This is a genomic window from Acidaminococcus sp. AM05-11 (assembly GCF_003472805.1).
Lineage (GTDB): Bacteria > Bacillota > Negativicutes > Acidaminococcales > Acidaminococcaceae > Acidaminococcus > Acidaminococcus hominis.
This window is the reverse complement of sequence record NZ_QRMX01000010.1, coordinates 1835-24889: the sequence shown is the minus strand read 5'-3', so window position 1 is coordinate 24889 and position 23055 is coordinate 1835. Positions and strand designations below refer to the sequence as shown.

At 55.5% G+C, this 23055-nt stretch carries 1 protein-coding gene (running past one end of the window); it reads left to right on the top strand.

Features of this window, described 5'->3' with window-relative positions:
- Positions 1-23055 carry the 3' portion of a hypothetical protein gene (locus tag DW089_RS06700; RefSeq protein ID WP_118286966.1) on the top strand. 5859 nt of this gene lie to the left of the window's left edge, so 23055 of the gene's 28914 nt are visible here — the last part of the coding sequence; its start codon lies beyond the left edge, outside the window; it ends in the stop codon at positions 23053-23055.

Here is a 23055-nt window from a genome sequence, read left to right as displayed (position 1 = left end):
TCTATCGCTATGAATTCCACTGGTGGTGCAATTACCATTGGTACGGATCAAACTGCTGCCAATGTTACGGCAACTAAAGGAGTTACTATCGGGACCACCAACGGTGCTATTACCATTCATGGTGGTGTTGCCAGCAACAGTACGGCCGATGCTGACAATGTATCTATCAAAACTGCGACAACCGGAAATATTACTGTAGACGGCGGCGTCAGCTCTGCCAAAGGCTCTGTTGAAGTTGGTACGACCACCGGCACAATCACCCTGGGCAAAGACGGCAGCGATGCTATTACCGTTAAAGGCGCAACCACCGCAGGGATTACCTCCACCAATAGCGGTATCACCGTGTATGGCAACGTAGAATCCGGCACGGGAACCACGGTTTCCACCAACAACTCCGCTTCTGACGCCAACATCAAAGTTACGGGCTCTGTAAAGAGCACTGGTGATAATGGGAATACTTCCATCAGCACGAATCACGGTACGATTGAAGTTGACGGGGCTGTAAGCTCCACGAAGGGTTCCGTCAGCGTAACGGATACTACCGGTGCAATCACCATTGGTAAAACAGATGCTACGGCCGATGTGACGGCTGGTACTACCGCAGAGATTAGCTCTAGCAATAGCGGCATCACCGTTTACGGCAATGTTGCTTCCAGCACAGGGACCACGGTACAAACCAGCAATTCCGAAACCGATGCCGACATCAAAGTTACGGGCTCTGTAAAGAGCAATACCAGCGGCGATGTAACGGTGCAAACTACCAAAGGCGATATTACCCTGGGGAATGCAAACCTGACAACAGCTGCTGTAGACAGCAAGGGCAATGCTTATGTAAGGGCAACGACTTCTGGTAATGTAGATGTATTGGGCGGCGGCATCAGTGCAGCCAAGGCTGCAGAACTGAGCACGGCCAAAGGCTATGCCAGACTCGTTGGCGGCATGACTGCCAGCGGCGGTAACGCTGTAGTTAGCGCTGTAGGTACGGGGGTTACGGATAGTGCATCCGACTATTCCAACAGCGGCAACGTGACCGTAACCGGCACCGTTTCCGGTACTGGTGCAGCTACTCTGAGTGCCACCCAAGGTAACGTAAATCTGAAAGGCGGCTTGTCTGCCGGTACTGGTAAGGCCACCATCACCGCTACTTCCAGCGCTGCAAATGATACCAAGAACGGCAACATCACCGTGGCTGGCGCAGCACAGGGCGAAGTTGGCAGCGTGTCCTCTACCAGCGGCGCTGTAGCCATTGGCTCCACAAACGGCAATATCAATATCACTGGCAATGCTTCTGCCGGTACTACCCTGGGCGTTACCACGACCACAGCTGGTACCATTGCTGTAACCGGTAACCTGAAGACCACTGGCGGTGAAGCAACGGATAAGATCACCGTTCAGACCGCAGGCGGTTCCGGTGACACCATCACCCTGAACAAAGCCACCAGTGGGAACACCGACGTTCTCACCACCACCAGCGGCGATGCAACCGTTAGCTCCGGCGCGGCAGCCACCAGCATCCAAGGCAACGCCACCGTTGGCGGTGCACTGGAAGTAGTTGCCACTACCGGCAAACTTACGGTAGGCGGTGCGTCCAATCTCTACACCATGTCCGGCGGTACTACCAATATTCATACCACCACGGGTGCCGTCGAAATCAACGGCCTGGCCAAATCCACCAACAGCACGAAGGTAACTACCACCAGTGGTATTATTACCGTCAACGGTGGTTTGCAGACTACGACAGCTGATGGAGACACGGGTGTCGTTGATCTGCAGGTTTCTTCGGAAAGCGGCGCCATCACCCTGAATCAAAATGCTGACATTAATGATGGCAAGGTCATCAACAGTGCAGGCGATGCTACGGTTGAAGTAACGGGCGACAACACCAGTGCTATCAGCATCCAGGGGGATGCCAGTGCAGTAGGTGCTTTGAAAGTAGTTTCGACGCAAGGCAAGGTTACTGTTGGCGGAGACACTGCCTACAACCTTTCCAGTTCCGACAGCACGGCCGCTATCACTACCACCAGCGGGGACATTGAAATCCACGGTACTGTTGCGTCCGCAACGGGCACCACGGTGCAGAGCACGGCAACCGGCGGTACCATTGCTGTCACCGGTAACCTGAAGACCACTGGCGATGCAGCGACGAATAAGATCACCGTTCAGACCGCAGGCGGTTCCAGTGATACCATTACTCTGACCAAGGCCTCCACCGGAGAAGTTAACGATGTTCTCACCACTGCCAGCGGCGACGCAACGGTAAGCTCCGGCGCAGCAGCTACCAGCATCCAAGGCGATGCACACGTCGGCGGAGCTTTGGCAGTAACTACTACCAGCGGCAATATCACCATTGGCACCAGCAACCAAACTGGCTATGACATCACCGGCGGCAACACCAGCATTACCAGCGGCACCGGGGGCATCAATGTTTACGGCACCGTGAATTCCAATGGTGCAACGGGCAACACTCTGGTACAGACCCTGAATGCTATTACGCTGGCCACCAACGACGATACTAATCCTGTTCTTTCCAGCACCAACGGCAACGTTACGGTCAAGACCTTTACGGGTGAAACGGCTTCCGGCGGCTATGCTCTCAGCATCACTGGTGACATTAAGGCCGGCAAAGCCATCGACCTGGAAACCAACAGTGGTACTCTTGGCTACACTGGCGATGCAAGTGCAGCTACGGGCGTTACGCTGAAGTCTGCTGCTGTAGGCGGCGTAATTACCGTGAGCGGCAGTCTGGCCACTAATGGCACAACCAATACTGACAATCCCATTCTGGTTCAGACCAATGGCGCAGCTATTAACCTGAGCCAGACCACGGCTGGCGATGCTGGCCAAAATGTTCTCTCCACGGCCCAAGGTGCAGCTACAGTGAATGCAGCAGGCGGTGCCATTAACATCCAAGGCAACGCTGACGTGAAGGGTGCACTGGAAGTAACTACCACCACCGGCAAAATTACCGTGGGCGGCGAGTCCACCCCCTACACCATGTCTGGCGGCAGCAGCACCAACATTCATACCACCACGGGTGCCATCGAAATTAACGGCGTAGCGACGTCCTCTGGCGACACCACCGTGGAAACCACAGGCGCTGGCGGCACCATTACGGTAAAAGGGAAAGTTGCTTCTACCGGCCTAAATACCGGCGATGATGTCCTGGTTCAAACCAACGGCAGTGCTATCAACCTGTCCCAGGCAACTGCCACTGCCACCATTGAAAAAGATCAGGTTATTTCTACCAGCGGCGGCGCAGCTACGGTCAACGCAGCGGGCGCAGGTGACATCAACATCCAGGGCAACGCTGACGTAAAGGGCACCCTGAAGGTCAATACCACCACCGGCGCTATCACCGTGGGCACCAGCAGCCAAAAGTACACCGTAAAAGGCGCCACCACGGACATTTCCAGCAGCAACGGCGGGAAAGTCACCGTCTACGGTACTGCCGGGTCCGATACCAATACCACCATTAAGACTAGCGGCGATATTGACATCCACGGTGTGGTTTCCACCACGGCGGAAAGTGAAAATAAAGATATTCTCATCGAAACCACCGGCGGCAATATCACCCTGAACCCGGAACAAGGCAGTGACTACGTCATCAACAGTGTGGGCGGCGCCACCATTACGAATAGCTATAATGGAGACGCAACAGATAGCAAAGGTAATATCACCCTGAATGGTAAGGTGCAGGCAGTGGATGCTGTTTCCATCAGCGCCACCAACGGGGATATTACCGTAGATGATGTTGCTTCTTCCGGCTCCACGGTAGCCATCGAAACCACCACAGGCAATATTACCCTGGACGGCACCGGCTCCTCCAAGTCCGGCACTACCGTAAAAGTGCTGAGCGAAGGGGATGTCAACGTCACCGGCGCACTGACCACCACCGGTACGGGTACGGACCTCGGCAACGTAGAAGTTTCTACGCCCAAGGGCAGCATTACCCTGAAAGGGAAACAGAACGAAGCTGGAGAGACCCCTGCGGTTATTGACACCACGGGCACGGCATTTATTACCACTACCTATACGGGTGCCTACAATACCACTGACGGCACTCTCAAAACTCTGGGCGACATTACCATCACCGGGGATGTGAAGGCGGCTAAAGCGGCCCAAATCACTTCTACTGTGGGCGATCTGTCCATTGCCGGCAATGTGGATTCCGCAACTGGCACCACCGTGCAAACCTCGTCTGATGGTACCATCACGGTAACGGGCAAACTCAGCACCACCAATACCGCTAGCGACAAAGCTGGGGCGGTTAACGTCTCCACCACCGGCGACAATATTACCCTGGCGGCCGATTCTAATGATAAGGGTAAAGATTCCATCGTCAGCGCAGGCGCTGTCAATGTCACTGCCCAAGGCGGCACCATCAGCGTCCAGGGAGACGTGCAGGGCGCAGGGGCTGTTGGGGTAACCACCACTGGCGAAGGCACTATCACCATCGGCAGCAACAATGGAACCGTTACTCCCTACGGCGTTTCTTCCACGGGCAGCACGACCAATGTCAGCACGGGAACGGGTGATATCACCCTGTACGGCACCGCGTCCTCTGCCTCCGGCACCACCATTCAGTCCACCAGCGGCGACATCAGCGTCACCGGCGGCCTGCAAACCACCGGCGCAACTGCAAGCACTTCCGGCATCAGCGTCACTACCCAAAAAGGCAACATCACCCTGGCTGGCGGCATGACTGTGGACGGCACTTCCAGCTTAGCCCTGCATACGACCTCTGGCAATGCCACCGTCACCGCAGGCAAAAACTACAATATCGTGATGTCGGGCAACGCCACCGTAGGCGGCGACTTAGAAATGGGCACCACCGGCACTGGTACCATTTCTGTAAATGTACCGGTGCAGAAGAAAATGAGCAGGGCCGTACTGCGGGCTCCTGTGAACACGAATTCCTTTGTTATCTCCGGCGCTAAGATCGATCAACATAGTGAGGCTGGTGCCATTACCCTGTACGGCACGTATCTTGCCAATAGTACGTATGCTTCCATTACGTCCAACACCGGCGACATTACGCTGAATGGCGCCCTGCTTACCGGTGCAAACGCTACCGGTGATACAGTTGTCCGCACCCAGGGCGATATTTCCCTGACAGTTGCTGATGGCAATACGGATGTGCTGAAGAGCTCCCAGGGCAACGTAACCGTCCAGGGCTATACCGGAACTGGTGCAGACAAGGCCGGCGAGGGCGATATCACCCTGAACGGCAATGTTACTGCCGCCCAAGCAGTACAGATCCTGACCAACGGCACTGACAGTGAGAACGCTGGCAACATCACCATTGGTAGTTCCGGTGCTGTTACCATCACCGGCGGCACCACTACAAACATCGAAAGCAACATTGGCGCCATCACCCTTACCGGTACTGCCACATCCCAGACTGGCACTACCGTAAAGGCCAACACCAGCGGTGATATTACCATCAACGGTACGGTCTCCACTGCGGACCAAGATGGGGCAGACGGCGTTGCCAAGGTCGGCGATGTTCTGGTCCAGACCCAAAACAGCAAGATTAACTTCGTTAAAACCACTGACTATCCCGACAGCATCAACAGCAGCGGCGACGTTACCGTATCCAACAGCGATAAGGACGCAGATGGTGTGGAAGGTGATAAGGTTGGCGACATCATTATCGGCAGCGATGTAAAGGGTGCCAAGGACGTGACCATTTCCACCTCCAACGGCTCCATTACCGTGGGTGTTGCAGGTTCTGGCAATGAGGCCAATATTTCCGCTGTGGAAGACGCTAGCCTGTCCACGACAACGGCCGGGGGCATTACGGTCCATGGGGCCGTAGAGAGCACCGGCACCAAAGCTTCTAATGGTGTTACAGGCGATGCTTCTCTGAGCACGGCCACCGGTGCCATCACCGTAGACAGTGCAGTCAACTCCGCAGGCGGGGCCGTCAGCGTCACCAATACCACCGGGGTCATTACCCTGGGTACTAATGGAAATACGGGCAACGTTGTCAGCGGTGCTACCACGGCAACCATTACCTCCACCGACAGTGCTATTAACGTAACGGGCAATATCGTATCCGGAACGGGCACCAAGGTGCAGACCAACAACACAACGGATGCAGCCAATATTACCGTCAACGGCTCCCTGCAGACCACGACCCAGAACAGCAATAGCGATGTGCTGGTACAAACGGCCAAGGGCGATATTTCCCTGGGGAATGCGAACGTTACCAATGCTGTGTCCAGTGCCGGCGCCGTCACCGTGAAGACCACCACCGAAGGCGATATTACCGTAACGGGTGGTACTGGAGCGGTACAAGCAGCCAATACGGCAGAACTGAATGCCACCAGCGGCTATGTAAAGGTATCTGCTTCTCAGACGGCTTTGATGTCTAACGGCAAAGCTACCATCCAGGCTGCCAGCAGTGAATACAAGACTGGTGATGAGATTGCCGCAGGGGATGTGTCCATTTTGGGCGGCGTCTCCTCGGAAAAGGATGCAGTCCTGATCACCACCAATTATGGCGATATTACCATCGGCTCCAGCACAACTCCTGCTGAAGTCAGCGCAGCCACCGCCCTGGATGTTACCACCACGGCCCAAGGCAATGTGAACGTCAACGGCATCCTGGAAACCGCAGGCACCAGTGCAGGCGCTCTCACCGTGAAAGCCACGGAAGGCAATGTCTCCCTGACCAAGGCTAGCAGTGCAACCGATGTAGTGAACAGCGGCAGCAGCGTCAGCATTACCGCAACGGATAGCGAAACGGATGATGCTGCCAAGGGCAACATTACCATCGCAGGCGATGTGATCGGGGATACCTCCGTGGTCATCTCTACGGACCAAGGCGACATCAAACTGGGCACCGATGGTACCAACTACAGTGCAGTACAGGCAGGTACTACTCTGGGTGTTTCCACAACCACGGCTGGTAACGTAACCGTCAACGGTAGCTTGAAGACCGCAGCTGTCAACGGATCCACGGTAGGCGACGTAACAGTCAAAGCTACGGAAGGCAAAGTTACGCTGAATAAGAATGCTGCAACAGGTGATAACGTCGTTAACAGCGGTGCAGGTGTCAGCATTACGGCTTCCGACAGTGATACTGAAGGGGATGAAGAAGACAAAGGCGACATCGCCATCACCGGCAACGTGATTGGTGCAACCTCTGTGGTCATCTCTACGGACCAAGGCAGCATCGATGTGGGCACCAGTAGCGTACCCAGCGCAGTCAGCGCAGGTACCACCCTGGGCGTTTCCACTACCAAGGTTGGTAACGTAACCGTCAACGGCAGCTTGAAGACCGCAGCTGTCAACGGATCCACGGTTGGTGACGTAACAGTCAAAGCTACGGAAGGCAAAGTTACGCTGAATAAGAATGCTGCAACAGGTGATAACGTCGTTAACAGCGGTGCAGGTGTCAGCATTACGGCTTCCGACAGTGATACTGAAGGGGATGAAGAAGACAAAGGCGACATCGCCATCACCGGCAACGTGATTGGTGCAACCTCTGTGGTCATCTCTACGGACCAAGGCAGCATCGATGTGGGCACCAGTAGCGTACCCAGCGCAGTCAGCGCAGGTACCACCCTGGGCGTTTCCACTACCAAGGTTGGTAACGTAACTGTCTATGGCAGTCTGACCACCGCAGCCGTCAACAACTCCACGGTAGGCGACGTAACCGTCAGCGCTGCCGAAGGTAAGGTTACCCTGAATAAGGGCGGCGAAGGTGTAAACGATGTAGTAAACAGCGGTGCAGCGGTCAGCATTACGGCTTCTGATGAGGAAGAAAGCGGAACCTCAACCGATTATGCTGGCAATATCACCGTCGACGGCAACGTCATTGGTGCCACCACCGCAACGCTGGAATCCACCAACGGCAGCGTAAGCCTGACGGGCAACCTGACGGCAAACAATGGTCTGGCCAAGATTGCCGCTTCCGACAGCAGTGATGATGGAGTTGAGGGCGTCGGCGACATCACCGTCAACGGCAACGTAAAAGCCGCCACCACGGCCACGATTTCTACTGACCAAGGCGACATTACGGTAGGTACGGCAGCCGTTCCGCAAGGTGCTGCTGCAGCTCCTGTAACCATTACCTCCGGTTCTGGCCTGACGGTAGAAGCCACCAAGAGCGGTGACATCAATGTAACCGGCAAACTGGTAACGGCAGATGATAATACGGTTGAAGGTACCACCACTGGCGATGTTGAAGTGAAGACCGCCGCAGGCGATATCGTCCTGAACTACGGCACAGGCAGTGACAAGGATGTAGTAAACAGCAGCAAGGCTGCTCTGGTACAGACTGGAGCGGGCGACATCGATGTAACGGGCAACGTGATTGGGGCCACCACCGCAACTCTGGACGTTAAGGAAGGTCATGTAAACTTGACCGGCAACCTGACGGCCGAGGGCGGCCTGGCCAAGATCCAGGGCTACGATGCGGCGGAAGCAAATGATGATACCAACGATGGCAACATCACGGTTGTGGGTGATGTAATGTCTGCCACCGACGGCGTGACTATTACCACCACCAACGGCGATATTACCGTTGGTACGGCTGAGGCAACTCCTGGTGCAGTCAAAGCTGCAAAGGCACTGGAAATCTCCACCGCAGGAACTGGCGATGTAACTGTCAATGGTAACCTGAAGACCACCGGTGCAGATTATGGTACGGTTACCGTCAAATCCACCGAAGGCAAGGTTATCCTGAACAAGTACGGCAGTGTAGCAGGTACTGCAACTTCTGCAGACTACGTCATCGACAGCGGCAAAGATATCGTCATTACGGCAATCAATGTAGATAACCCGACTGCTAGTGATACGGAAGGCGACATCGACATCAACGACAGCCTCAATGCTGCAGGCGCAGTGACCGTTCATGCGTACAAGGCTGATGATGTTGCCACCAGTAAAGGCGACATCAACATTGACGGAAATGTAACGGCTGGTACAGCTGTGGACATTGCAGCAAGCACTGGCAACGTCACCATTGGCGGAACCACTGCTTCTAATGTACAGGCCGGCACTGGCCTGGCTGTAAAGACACTGACTGACGGCGACGTTGCTGTTACAGGTCAATTGGTTACCACTGGTGCTGATGCCAGCACTGTTACCGTACAGGCAACTGAAGGCAATGTAACTCTGACCAAGAGCGGTTCTGCAGACGAAGTCATTAAGAGTGCCAAAGACGTCAGCATTAGCGCTTCCGACAGCGGTGCGGCTGATGAAAATGTAGGCGACATTCTGGTGAAAGGCAATGTCACCGGTGCAACCGCTGTGGCCATCTCTACGGACCAAGGCGATATTACCCTGGGTACCAATGAGGCAGCCACCGCAGTTAAGGCCGGCACTACCCTGGGCGTTTCCACTACAAAGGCTGGTGACATCACCGTCAACGGCAGTCTGGCAACTACAGATGCAAAGACAGGTACGGTTAGCGTCAGCGCTACCGAAGGCAATGTAACCCTGACCAAGGCTGGCTCTGCAACGGAAGTCGTCAACAGTGCCAACAGCGTCAGCATCAAGGCTTCCGACAGCAATACGGATGATGATAGTGATCTCGGTAATATCACCGTCAACGGCAACGTCATTGGTGCCACCACCGCAACGCTGGAATCCACCAATGGCAGCGTAAGCCTGACTGGAGACCTGACTGCTAACAACGGTCTGGCCAAGATTAGCGCTTCCGACAGCGAAGCTGATAATCCGCAGAACGCTGACACGGTAGGCGACATCACCGTCAAAGGCAACGTCACCTCTGCAAAAGCAGGCGTGGAAATTTCCACCAGCAATGGCGACATTGCGCTGGGGACGAATACTCCTAGTACTGGTGCTGTTGCCATTACGGCAGCCACCACCACGAATATTGCGGATACCAACGGCGACATTACGCTGTACGGTACAGCTACTTCCCAGACTGGTACCACGGTAAAAACCATTACCAGCGGTGATATTACTGTTAACGGTACTTTGGAAACTAAGGACCAGGATGGTAACGATAACGATGCAAAAGTCGGCGATGTACAGGTACTGGCAGCCAAGGGCAATATCACTCTGACCAACACGGGTAATGATGTAGTAAACAGCAGTAAGGCTGCTCTGGTACAGACCAGTGAAGGCAACATCGATGTGACGGGCAACGTGATTGGTGCCACCACCGCAACCCTGGACGGCCAGAAAGGTCATGTAAGCCTGACTGGCGACCTGACCGCCAACAACGGCTTGGCCAAGATTGCCGCTTCCGACAGCGAAGCTGATAATCCGCAGAACGCTGACACGGTAGGCGACATCACCGTCAAAGGCAACGTTACTTCTGCAAAAGCAGGCGTGGAAATTTCCACCAGCAATGGCGACATTGCTCTGGGTACGGATACTCCTAGTACTGGTGCTGTTGCCATTACGGCAGCCACCACCACGAATATTGCGGATACCAACGGCGACATTACGCTGTACGGTACGGCTACTTCCCAGACTGGTACCACGGTAAAAACCATTACCAGCGGCGATATTACTGTCAACGGTACTTTGGAAACCAAGGACCAGAATGGTGAAGATAACGATGCAAAAGTCGGCGATGTACAGGTACTGGCAGCCAAGGGCAATATCATTCTGACCAACACGGGTAATGATGTAGTAAACAGCAGCAACGCAGCTCTGGTACAGAACAGTGAAGGCAACATCGATGTGACGGGCAACGTGATTGGTGCCACCACCGCCACCCTGGACGGTAAGGAAGGCCATGTAAACCTGACCGGCAACCTGACGGCTAAGGGTGGCTTGGCCAAGATCCAGGGCTACGATGCGGCGGAAGCAACTGAGGATGACAACGATGGCAACATCACAGTCAAAGGCAATGTAGTTTCTGACACCGACGGCGTGAACATTACTACCACCAACGGCGATATTACCGTTGGTACGGGAACTGATGCTCCTGGTGCAGTCAAGGCTGTAAAAGCCCTGGAAATCTCCACCGCAGGAACTGGTGATGTAACCGTCAATGGCAATTTGGAAACTACGGATTCCACCAATGGTACCGTAAACGTCAGCGCTGCCGAGGGCAAAGTCAGCCTGACCAAGGCCGGCAATAAGGCAGGTACTGAAACTGCTGCAACGGAAGTCATCAACAGTGCCAACAGCGTCACTGTTACGGCATCCGACAAAAATGGTGTGGAGAACCTGGGCGACATCGCTATTGCAGGCAATGTGATCGGTGCCACTTCTGTAGATATTCATACCGACCGGGGCGACATTCAAGTGGGTACAGGTACTGAAACTGCGCAAATCAGCGCCGTTAAGGCCGGTACTTCCCTGAACGTAGCCACCAATACAAAAGGTAACGTTACCGTCAATGGCAGCCTGACTACTGTAAGCACGAACAACTCCACGGTAGGCGACGTAACTGTAACGGCTACGGAAGGCAAGGTTACCCTGACCAAGGCTGGCGATGCAACCAACGTCATCGACAGCGGCAAAGATATCGTTGTTACGGCAATCAATGTTGTTGATCCGAGCAACAGTAAGGATGAAGGCGACATCGACATCAATAGCAGCCTCAACGCTGCAGGCGCAGTGACCGTTCACGCATACAAGCTTGATGGGACTGCCTCCGGCACAGGCGACATCACCCTGGACGGTGCTGTAACGGCTGGTACGGCTGTGGACATTGCAGCAAACACTGGCAACGTCACCATTGGCGGAACCAATGCTTCCAAAGTACAGGCCGGCACCACACTGGCTGTAAAGACCCTGACGGACGGCGACGTTGCTGTTACTGGTCAATTGGTTACCACTGGTGCTGATGCCAGCACCGTAACCGTCAGCGCCAAGGAAGGCAGCGTAACCCTGAATAAGAATGATAAAACGGGTGACACCGTCATCAACAGTGCCAAAGACGTCAGCATTACGGCTTCTGATGAGAAAGAAAGCGGAACCGATACCGATTATGACGGCAACATCACTGTTACTGGTGACATCACAGCCGCAACGGCCGCAACACTGGAATCCACCAACGGCAGCGTAAGCCTGACTGGCGACCTGACGGCAAACAATGGTCTGGCGAAGATTACCGCTTCCGACAGCAGTGAGGACGGAACTGTTGGTGTCGGCAATATCACCGTCAAAGGCAACGTTCTCTCTGCAACCAACGGCGTGACCATTAACGCAACCCAAGGCAACATTCAAATTGGCGAAGCTACTACAACTGCAAGCGCAGTCAAAGCTGCAAAGGCACTGGAAATCACCACTACCACCGCCGGCAGCATTGACGTATACGGCAACCTGCAAACTACGGATTCCACCAGTGGCACCGTTACCGTCAGCGCTGAAAATGGCAGCGTAAGCCTGACCCAGGCCGGCACGACCTTGGCTGAAAACACTCCTGTTGCAACCGAAGTTATCAACAGTGCCAACAGCGTGAGCATCACCGCTTCCGACGACATAGCTGATGATGATGTGCTGGGCGATGTAGCAATCACTGGCAACGTTATTGCTGCCAAGGGAGCTGCTGTCACCGCCACCAATGGCGCACTCACCCTGACTGGCGACCTGACTGCCAAAGACGGACAGGCCAAGCTGCAAGCTTCCAATAGCGGAGATTACACTACTGGTACGCATACTGATCCTCTTGCAGGCGACATCCTGGTGAAAGGCGATGTTGATTCTGACAAGGCCGATGTGCTGATTACTACCGACAAAGGTGACATCACGCTGGGCACTGACACCACTGATAATTACAGCGCAGTATTCGCAAATACTGCCCTGGAGGTTACCGTTACCACAGCTGGTAACATAACCGTTAACGGCAGTCTGGGCACCATGGATGCAACTAAAGGCACAGTAACCGTCAGCGCAGCCAATGGCAATGTCAGCCTGACCGCAGCCGGCAAAACCGCAGCCGGCGGCAAGGTAACTGATGTGGTGACAAGCGGTAACAGCGTCATCATCAACGCTTCCGAAAACTCCAAGGGTGGAACAGCTGGCCTTGGCGACATTCTGGTGAAAGGCAACGTGCTCGGTAACACCTCTGTGACCATCAACACGGACCAAGGCGATATTACCCTGGGCACTTCGGGCGATGGCGGAGTAGCCACCGCAGTACAGGCAGGCACCACCCTAGACGTTTCCACTACGATGGCTGGTAACATCACTGTCAACGGCAACCTGGCAACGCTAGATGCAAAGACAGGTACGATTAGCGTCAGCGCCACCGACGGCAATGTAACCCTGACTACGGCTGGCAATAAGGCTTATAGTAGTGATCCTGCAACCGAAGTCATCAACAGTGCCAACAGCGTAAGCGTTACCGCTTCCGACAGCAGTGAGAATGGAGTTGATGGCGTCGGCGACATCACCGTCAACGGCAACGTAAAAGCCGCCACCACGGCCGAGATTTCTACTGACCAAGGTAACATTACGGTAGGTACGGCAGCAGCTACGGCTCCGAGCACGACCACAGCAGCTCCTGTAACCATTACTTCTGGCTCTGGCCTGACGGTAGAAGCCACCAAGAGCGGTGACATCAATGTAACCGGCAAACTGGTAACGGCAGATGATGCTACGGTTGAAGGTATCACCACTGGCGATGTTAACGTGAAGACCGCCGCAGGCGACATCGTCCTGAACTACGGCACAGGCGATGACAAGGATGTAGTAAACAGCAGCAAGGCTGCTCTGGTACAGACGGGCGCAGGCGACATCGATGTAACGGGCAACGTGATTGGTGCTACCACCGCAACCCTGGACGGCAAGGAAGGTCATGTAAACCTGACTGGCAACCTGACGGCCAACAACGGTCTGGCCAAGATCCAAGCCTACGATGAAGCAGAAGCAGCTGAATCTAACGATGATGGCAACATCACGGTCAAAGGCAATGTAGTTTCTGACACCGACGGCGTGACCATTACTACCACCAACGGCGATATTACCGTTGGTACGGCTGAGGCAACTCCTGGTGCAGTCAAGGCTGTAAAAGCCCTGGAAATTTCCACCGCAGGAACTGGTGACGTTACCGTCAATGGTAACCTGAAGACCACCGGTGCAGATTATGGTACAGTTACCGTCAAAGCCACCGAAGGCAAGGTTACCCTGAACAAGTACGGCAATGTAGCAGGTACTACAGCTACTGTTGCCGACTACGTTATCGACAGTGCCAAGAGCGTCTCCGTGCAGGCCATTGATGCAAAGACTGATGTGGGCGGAACTGATGACGGCAACATCACCGTCAACGGCGATGTAAAAGCCATTACCACAGCTAAGGTTTCCACCGATAATGGTGACATTACGGTGGGGGCAACTGGCGCAGCGGTTACCCTGGAAGCTGGTTCCGACCTGACGGTGGAAGCTACCGAAAGCGGCAATATCGACGTAACCGGCGAACTGCTTACCACCACAGGCGGCAAGGGCAATATCAGCGTTACCACTGAGCAGGGTGCGGTAAGCTTGACCAAAGGCGGCACCAACCCTGTAGTCAGCAGCGATGGTTCTGTAACCATTACCGCAGCCGATACGGTATATGATGAAGATACTGATGGCAACGTTACGATTAAAGGCGACGTAACGGGCAAGACCTCTGTAGCCATCACCACCAACTACGGCGATATTACCGTGGGTACTGGAACTCCGGATGGCGTACCCAGCGCCGTCAGCGCAGGCACCACTCTGGATGTGAAGACCACCAAACAAGGCAACGTTACCGTCAACGGCAGCCTGACCACCGCAGCCGTCAACGGCTCTGAGGTCGGCGACGTAACTGTTAGCGCTGCGGAAGGCAAAGTCAGCCTGAATAAGACTACTGCAACGGGTGATGACGTCATCAACAGCGGTGCAGCAGTCAGCATTACGGCTTCTGATGCTGGCGATACGGATGATGCTACTCTCGGCGACATCGATATTGTAGGCAATGTGATCGGTGCTACTTCTGTAGATATCCATACCGATCGGGGCGACATTCAAGTAGGTACCAGCGAGACCAACTACAGTGCCGTCAAGGCTGGCACTGCCCTGAACGTAGCCACCAACACCACTGGCGACGTTACCGTCAATGGTAACCTGAAGACCACCGGTGCAGATTATGGTACGGTTACCGTCACCGCCACCGAAGGCAAGGTTACCCTGAACAAGTACGGCAGCGTAGCAGGTACTACAACTCCTGCTGCCGACTACGTCATCGACAGCGCCAACAGCGTCAGTGTTACGGCATCTGACAAAGATGGTGTGGACAACCTGGGCAACATCAATGTCAACGGCGATGTAAAAGCCATTACTACCGCCGAGATTTCTACCGATAATGGTGACATTACGGTGGGGGCAACTGGCGCAGCGGTTACCCTGGAAGCAGGTTCCAATCTGACCGTCCAGACCACGAGCCAGGGCAACATCGACGTTACCGGCAAGCTGGTTACCACCGAGGGCGGCAAGGGCAATATCAACGTTACCACTGAGCAGGGTGCGGTAAGCTTGACCAAAGGAAGCGCCAACCCTGTAGTCAGCAGTGATGGTTCTGTAACCATTACCGCAGCTGACGATGCTTATGATACAGATACTGATGGCAACGTTACGATTCAAGGCGACGTAAAAGCCGCCACCACCGCCGAGATTTCCACTGATAATGGCGACATTACGGTGGGTGCAACTGGCGCAGCGGTTACTCTGGAAGCAGGTTCCAATCTGACCGTCCAGACCACGAGCCAGGGCAACATCGACGTTACCGGCAAGCTGGTTACCACCGAGGACGGCAAGGGCAATATCAGCGTCCTGACCCCCATGGGCAATATCAGCCTGAACAATGGTACTGGCAATACTGCTGATAAGGTAGTCGACAGTGACGGCTCCCTCACGGTACATACCTACGTGGATAACGGCACCAGCGACAAGCACGACTATTCTGGCGTCGGCGATATCGACATCGACGGCAGCCTGAGTGCAAACGGCACCATCGACCTGGGCGTGAACACTGGCAATAGCCAAGGTGTGAAAGGCATTGACGTAAACGGCACCACCACCGCAGGCGGTACCATTACCATGGAAACCCTGAGCGATGGGGCCATTGCAACCCATGGAGCTGTGGAATCTACGGCAGGCTCTGTCAACCAGACTGCCAACGGCCTTCTGAATGGCAGCATCAACAACGCTTCTACGGTGAAGGCTTATACCAATGTAGTAGAAAGTGCAGACACTACCCTGACCAATGCCGGTGCTGTGACGGCCGGTGATGAGAAGGCTACCTCTGGTAAAGTGGACCTGGATGCTGGCGGAAATATTACCAACAGTAGCACGGTAACGGGCAAAACGGCTGTTACCATGGATTCTACTGGCGGCAACATTGCCAATACGGGCAAGGTGAAGTCTGAAACTAGCACAGTAACCCTGAATGCCACGTCCACTAAGGCAGACACCGGTGCCATCACCAACAGCGCTGGCATTGAGGCCGGCACGGGCATTACCCTTACTGCAGGCAACCAGATTACCAACTCCAGTACTGAAGAAATTAAGACTGCGGCTGGCAATATTGCGATGACCTCCACCAACATGGGGATTACCAATAAAGGGGCCTTGAGTGCCATAGGTTCCAAGGGCACCATTACCCTGACGGCTGAGAATAAGACGAATGGCGATATCACGAATGAAGAAGATGTGACTGCTGACGGCAATATTACCATGACGGCAGGGCATGACCTGGTAAACAATGGTGAAGTTAAATCCATTAACGGCAAGGTCGAACTGAATGCCGGAAATGACCAGTTCATCAATGACAATGTGAATGCCGAAAGCATCAATATTAAAGCGACCGGAGAGGGCGACATCCATGTTGGCTCTGACACGAAAGCCGTTACCCTCCAGTCCCAGAGCACCACAACCCTCCAGACCGAAAATGGCGACATTACCCTGTACGGCCTGAGCACCTCCCAGAACGATACCACGATAGAAGCCACCAAGTCCGGTAATATTGCCATCCACGGCGAAGTGATGACGAAGGATGCCGATGACAAGGACGACGTAGTTAATACCGGCAATGTGCTCATCAAGACCGCTGACGGCAACATCACCCTGAATCCCACGGCTATAGCAGCCGCTGAGGGTCAGCAGGGAGTTGTCTACGACCAGCCTGTGGAAAGCAGCGGGTCCGTGGCTGTCCAAAGCCTGAAGGGCAATGTGGACGTCACCGACGATGTTACCGCCGCTACCTCGGCCGAACTCAGCGCAGCAAATGGTTCTGTAGACCTGAAGGGTAATTTGGAAGCCAAGAACGGCACGGCCAAGATCGCAGCAACGGATGCGGAAGCAGACGTTGATCCGGCTGATGAACTGGGCAACGTAAATATCCAGGGCAATGTCACTTCCGACAAGGCCAATGTGATCATCTCCGCTTCCAACGGTACCATTACCGCTGGTACAGCTGCTAATGAAGCAGGCGAAGGCGGCAAGGATGTTGCCATTACGGCAGCCACCACCACGGTGATTGAGAACACCAACGGCGACATTACGCTGTACGGTACGGCCACTTCCCAGAATGGCACCACGGTACACACCATTACTGACGGCGATATTACGGTGAAGGGCCAGCTGACCACGGCAGATGTGGCTGACGGCAAAGTGGATACCGGCGATGTACAGGTACTGGCAGACAACGGCACCATTACCCTGGATAACGGCAAAGCTGATGCCATTAACAGCACCAGCGACGCAGTGGTTCACGCCTACACCAATACGGGCACGGTTGAAGCACCGGTTTACGCAGGCGAAGGCGATGTGGCCATCACCGGCAATGTGATTGCAGCCAAGACCGCCGATATTGGCACCTACACCGGCGATGTCAGCGTTACCGGCAACGTACAGTCGGCAGAAGGCACCACCGTGGAAGTCAAGGACAGCGGTACCCTTGGGGTTACTGGCAAACTGTCCACCACGGCAGAAGACGGAGATGTCAGAGTCCTGACCAATACCGGCAAGCTCAGCCTGACGGCGGCAGAGGGTGATACCACTGCCACGGCCATCGACAGCAAGGGCGATGTACTGGTACAGATTAAGGGCGCAGCAGCAGACCCGACTAAGGATATCCTCGATATCCAGGGCAACGTAACGGCTGCTGACGAACTGGCAGTAAAGAGCAATAACAGCAACATCAAGGTGGGCGATGGTACTACCAAGACGGGCTACACCCTGACCGGTACCGATACCACCATCTCCAGCACCACCGGAGCCATTGACGTCTACGGCGCTCTAAGTGCCACCAGCGGCGATGTTCTGGTGGAAACCCAGGGCAAGGTGGGCCTCACCAGCGGAGTTACTGGTAAGCCTGTAGTCAAGAGCAACGGCGGCGACGCTGTGCTGCGCTCCTACACCCTGGGTGAAAACGGCAAACCGGTGGCCAGCACGGGTACCCTCACCGTAAATGGTGACGTAACTGCTGACCAGGCGGTAAGCCTGAAGTCCGACACCGGCAAGATTACCTTCACCGGTACGGCCACTTCCGAAACCGGCACCACCCTCCAGGCCCTGACCTCCGGCGATATTGAAGTCACCGGCAAGCTGGTAACGGCGGACACTGAAAACACCAATAAAGGCGATGTGAAAGTCCTGACCAAGGACGGGGACATCACCCTGACCAAGACCAAGGACGGCGTGGATGTAGTGAGCAGCAGTCAGGCTGCTCTGGTACAGACCGAAGACGGCAGTGTCAGCGTCACTGGCAACGTCACCGGCGCTACCACGGCAGCTCTGGAAGCAGCTGACGGCAACGTCACCCTGAAGGGCGACCTGCTGGCCAAGAACGGCCAGGCCAAGCTGGAGACTTCCGACAGCAGCACGGGTGAGAACGAGGTAGGCGACATCCTGGTAGAAGGGAACGTCACCTCCTCTGCTGCAGACGTACTGGTTACCACCAAGAATGGCAACATTACGGTGGGCGATGCCACGCAACAAAGCATCCTCACGGGTGCCACCGGGGTAGCGGTGAATACCGATACCAACGGCGATATCACCGTCAAGGGCCAGCTGATTACGGATCCTGCCGTAACTGGCAGCAAGACTCCTGGCTCCGTCAGCGTCACCACGGATACCGGCAGCATTACCCTGCAGAGCAATGAAGCGGTTACCCCTGTCATTAACAGCGGCGCAGACGCTACGGTACAGGCCAGCACTGAAGGCGCTATCACGGTAAGCGACGACATTATAGCCGCCGGCAAAGTACTTGTGGATATCAAGAAAGGCGCTGTCAATGTAGGTGCTGAGAAGGCCCCGAACACCATCACCGCGGGCAATACCGCAGCTGTCCAGTCCCAGGAAGGCGACGTGACCGTGTACGGTACCGTAACCTCGCCTAACGGCACTACGGTACAGACCCTGGAGAACGGCGGCAATGTCACCGTAACGGGCCTCTTGGAGACCACCGCAGCAGAAGGCGATGTAAACGTCACCGCCACCAAGGGCCTTGTGACCCTGAACCAGGTGGGCGACGAAAAGAATGTCATCAGCAGTGCAGGCGATGCGACCATTAAAGCCACGGCTGACACCTACGCAGCAGGCGCAGACAAGGACGGCAGCATCAACCTGAACGGTGATGTAACCGCTAAGGACGGCGCTGTGCAGGTTACCACCAACAAGGGCGACATTGCGGTAGGCAAGGCTGGAGAGCCCAGAACCATCACCGCCGGCACCACGGCAGCTATCACAACCACCACCCAGGGCGACGTGACCGTAACCGGTACCGTCACCTCCAAGGACGGCACCACGGTAGAAACCTTGGACAAAGGCGGCGATGTGGCTGTCACCGGCCAACTGGTTACCACCGGCACCGGCGACATAGTTGTCAAAGCCACCGAAGGCAAGGCAACCCTGAATAAGGACAGCAGCAATGCTCCGGTCATCACCAGCGGCGGCAACGCCCTGGTAACGGCAACGGATCTGGGAACTACTGCTAACGACGTCGGCGATGTGGAAATTACCGGCGACATCACGGCAGCACAGTCCGTAGCAGTTCACGCTTATGAACTGGTGAAGGACGGCGAAGAAGGCGACGTGTACAAGCCCCAGGGCGACGGCAACGTGGCTGTCACCGGCGACCTGAATGCCGGCACCACCATCAACCTGGGCACCGATAACGGCAATGTGACCTATAAAGGCACGGCCACTTCCCAATCCGGCACCACCCTGGAAGCCATTACTTCCGGCGATGTGGCGGCTACTGGTGAGCTGATTACCGCTAAAGGCGGCAACGGCGATGTACGGGTAACCACCGGGGAAGGCCAGGTAACCCTTACCAAGGGCGAAGTTGGCAACCCTGTAGTCAACAGTGATGCAGCGGTAGTCATTGCCGCAGCAGATACTGCCTACGATGATGACGGCGATGGCGATATCACCGTAGCAGGGGATGTGGTTGCTGGAACCACGGCCACCATCTCCACCAACAATGGCGACATTGCGGTGGGTACGGCAGCCACCACGGATCCTCAGGCCGCAGCTGTTCCTGTGACCATTACCTCCGGTTCCGACCTGACGGTGAAAACCACCAACCAGGGCAACATCGGCGTAACCGGTGAACTGGTCACCAATGATGGCGGCAAGGTCAGCGTAACCACCAAGACCGGGGATATTACCCTGGATAATGCGGGCAAAGACAAGGCCATCGACAGCGCAGTCGGCGTACTGGTAGAAACCACCACCCAGGGCGATGTGGCCGTAACCGGTGATGTACTGGCCGGTACTGACGCAGAGCTCAGCGCAGCTGAAGGCTCCGTAGACCTGAAGGGCGACCTCACCGCAAATGGCGGCGATGCAGCCATTTTGGCTAGCGAGAAGGACGGCGTAGATGCCAATAAGGGCAACGTCACCGTAACCGGAAATGTTACCGGCTCCAATGCAGCCAGCATTGCGGCTGAAAACGGTAACGTGAACTTCACCGGCGACCTCACCGGTACCGCAGGCAACGCTACCATCAAGGCCAGCGACAGCGGCGCGGATGATAGCCAAGGCAACATCGTGCTTGACGGCAACGCTACGGCCGGCAAGGACCTGTCCATTACCACCGACCACGGCACCATCACGGCAGGCAAGGAAGGTGCGGATACACTCCTCACCGGCGGCAATACCACCACCGTGCAGAACACCGTAGGCGACATTGCCATCCAGGGCAAAGCCACTTCTGCCACCGGCACTACCGTGGCAAGCGCCCAGGAAGGGAATGTGGACGTGAAAGGCCAGCTGGAAACCACCGGCGCTGGGGACGTAAAAGTCTCCACCGGCACCGGCAGCATTGACCTGACCAGCACCGAAGCCTACGGACCGGAAGCCATCAAGAGCGGCAAAGACGCTCTGGTACAGACCGCTGTCGGCAACATTACCGTAACTGGTAAGACCGACACCAAGGGCGCAGCCACCTTTGAAACCCAGACCCAGGGCAATGTGAACTACACCGGCGATATCCAAAGCGGTACTGCCGCTACCCTGGATGCCCAGAGCGGCAATGTGGACCTGAAAGGCAGCGTGGACAGCGGCACTGAAACCCTGCTCCAGGCAGCCGGCGGCAATGTCACCCAGACCGGTGACCACCTGACCGCAGGCACCGGCATCACCGCCAGCGCCACGGAAGGCAGCGTGGACCTGACCACCAAGGTTACGGCCCAGAACGGGAACGTGAAGCTCACGGCCAGCGATACTGGCGTGGATGCACAGAAGGGCAACATCCAGGTAACTGGACCTGTTGTGGCCAAGGGCGGCAGCGTGAACGCAGTCACCGACAACGGCAACATCAACTACACCAGCACCGTTCAGGCAGACAAGGACCTCACGGCCCAGACCCAGAACGGCGACATCCACTACGCAGCAGATATCCAAAGCGGCGGCAACCTCAGTGCGGAAACCACCCAGAGCGGCAATATCACCCTGGACAGCACCGCCCAGGCCGGTCAGAACGTTGACCTGAAAGCCGACCAGCAAGGAAACATCACCCTGCGCAAGGATATCACCGGCGGCAGCAATGTGAACCTGGCCACCAACAATGGCAGCATCCTGTTTGAAGGAAATAACCCGGATGCCGTCGAAATGATTCATGTGACCTCCCAGAACGGCGATGTGAACCTGACCACCACCGGTACCGGCGACATTACCGACCACAACCGGCAGCCTAACGGCGACCAGGGCTATGTACAAGCCCCTGCCGGCAACATTTCCATCAACCACAGCGGCAGCGGCGATGTAGACCTCTACAGCCTGAAAGCCCTGCAGAAGGTGGGCGTGGAAGTGAAGGACGGCAACCTGTACCTGGATACTGTGGACGGCAAACCTGTGGCCCTGTTCGTTCGGAATCCCGAAAAGACCATGGACGTAGGCAACGTCAACGCAGGCCAGGAAGTAGACCTGTCCGGTTCCGACATTGGCGTAGACAAGATCACCCAACGTCAGGACAGCGACGGTTACATCGTCTTCGACGTGAAAGGCGCCCGGGACGACCAGCCTGTGGAATACCTGCAAATGGACGATATTCAGACCAGCGTAGGCGCCCGGTTCAAACAGCTGTGGCTGCGCAATGGCAGCATTACCGCCACCAAGGGCAAACTGGACATCGAAAAACTGTACGTACTGGATAAAGTGTACTTCAGCAACGGCGTCATGAAGACCCAGGTCTACGGCACCCTGCCCATCCCTGATGAAACCATGGACAGCACCTACTGGAACAACGTGCTGCTCAACGACCCCGCTTCCCAGCTGGATCGGTGGCTGGACACCGGAAACGTGTACGGCAAGGATGGCAAGTGGATGTATCTCCACTTCGACGCCCAGGGCAACACCCAGTACAGCAACGGCAACCTGGTAGAACTGAGAGAACACAATTACGTGTACCCGCAGCGCTACAGCGTCGTGGAAGTCATGGGTCTGATGCAGGATCAGGACAGCAGCAACTTCTGGACCGTGTACCTGCACCCCGAAATCTCCCTGGCTGACCGGTACGACCTGATGGATGTCACCGCTGCAGTTTCCATGGATATGGAACCTGCCAGAGTTGATATAGTAGTAGAGCAAGACAAAGAGCAAGACCAAGAGCAAGAAGAACAAAACCAAAACGGAAAGAAGGACTAA